This window comes from Glycomyces sp. NPDC021274 (assembly GCF_040641195.1).
Taxonomy (GTDB): Bacteria; Actinomycetota; Actinomycetes; order Mycobacteriales; family Micromonosporaceae; genus Glycomyces.
Window position 1 is genome coordinate 1 of sequence record NZ_JBFADC010000096.1, and the last position, 1,206, is coordinate 1,206.

General features: G+C 66.8%; 1 protein-coding gene and 1 pseudogene. Both read right to left on the bottom strand.

The window, feature by feature from the left end:
• The coding region (locus tag AB0I03_RS26845; RefSeq protein WP_360417422.1) for an HNH endonuclease at positions 1–567 on the bottom strand (567 nt) is incomplete at its 3' end.
• An 8-nt stretch (positions 568–575) separates the two neighbouring features.
• A pseudogene (locus AB0I03_RS26850) lies at positions 576–1,206 on the bottom strand (HNH endonuclease); the annotation flags it as partial.

The following is a 1,206-nucleotide window of genomic DNA, read 5'->3' on the forward strand; positions in this document are numbered from 1 at the left end:
GTCGCTCCAGTCCCCGCTGATGTGATCGACCTCCAGCGTCATGGGCTTGCCGAGCCATTCGGGGTCGACGCCGCACTCGGCGCACTCCTCTGGCACTCCGACGTCGCGGAGCGCGCGACGGAGAAGATGGGTTCGCGTTCGGCGCTGGCCTTCGTGCCGGACCAGGATGTCTGCGGGGCACTTGATGCGCACCGGGCCCGGCTTGCCGCGCTGATGTGCCTGCCCGAGGAAGTGGGAAGTGTCGAGGCCGTCCTGGGCCACCCACGTGCGGAACAGAGCGCGGAACCGGCCGCTATAGGGTTCCTTCCCGAGTGCGCGCAGGGCGCCGGCGATGGAAGTCGACCCCTCGACTGCGTGGCGCAGCTCCTCGGTGGCCGGTTTCGAGTGCGCCCCATCGGCCCGCACCCGGCGTCGCATGTGCGAGACGTCGATCCCGATGTGGTCGAACCGCCGGCAGAGATGCCGGCGGAGCTTGCCGTACGGCCGGGTGCCGAAGAACGCGATGACCTCGTCGACGTCGGAGCATTGCGTGGCGGCTTCGACCAACCGCTCGTGGGTGTACTGCACTCCGTGGCTCATACCGCCTCGCCCCTGGTGCGGGCCTTGCCCCGACCGCGGTAATTGTCTGTCGTCGCGTGGCAGTTGGGGCAGAGGAATCGAAGGTTCTCGATCCGGTTGTCGCGCCAGTTGCCGTCGATGTGGTCGACTTCCAGAGGGAGCGGCTCCCCCTGTCAGACCGGTTCGATTCCGCACAGGGCGCAGTGCTCCTCTACGCCCAGCTCGCACATCGCCCTTTTGAGCCGGCTATTCGGAATGCGCGTGGCGTGCGCCGACGTGGCCTCGACGAGGATCTCCTTGGCCGTCCGGCGACGTTGGTTGTACCTCATGTTCTCCGTACGGACCACCGTTGAGAAGTGCGAGGTGTCGATTCCGTACGCCTTGATGCGTCGGGCGATGTTGGTTTGGTGGCCACCTACGCACTCAAGCCCTAGCCGGCGTACGACCTCGTTGACGCTCGTGGACAAGGCGACCACGGGCTCAAGGGTCTCCTTCGTCCACTTCACCCCCTCCCGCTCGAAGTGCGACGTATCCACCCCCAGCCTCCTCATCCGCTCCTTGACGTACTTCCGCTTCGAACTCCGCGGGTCCACCCCCAACTTCCCCAACGCCTCCGACAACGTCCGCGACGACGACGCCGCGCCGTCC